At 45.0% G+C, this 242-nt stretch carries 1 protein-coding gene; it reads left to right on the forward strand.

The genetic code is table 11. The features are described 5' to 3' along the window. Positions 1 to 242, forward strand: a 242-nt coding sequence (gene rplJ / locus SB658_RS27000; protein WP_410603586.1) for a 50S ribosomal protein L10, incomplete at both ends; no start/stop codon positions are given.

Here is a 242-nt window from a genome sequence, read left to right on the forward strand (position 1 = left end):
GGGTTTAAACGATTTCTTAACAGGTCCAAACGCTATCGCATTCAGTAACGAAGATGTTATCGCACCTGCGAAAATCATCAACGAATTTGCGAAAAGCCACGAAGCTTTAGAAATCAAAGCTGGTGTCATCGAAGGAAACGTAGCGACTGTAGAAGAAGTGAAGGCTCTTGCGGAACTTCCGTCTCGCGAAGGCGTACTATCTATGTTGCTTAGCGTTCTTCAAGCTCCAGTTCGTAACCTTG

The organism is Bacillus sp. SIMBA_008 (assembly GCF_046535495.1).
GTDB classification, from domain to species: domain Bacteria; phylum Bacillota; class Bacilli; order Bacillales; family Bacillaceae; genus Bacillus; species Bacillus subtilis.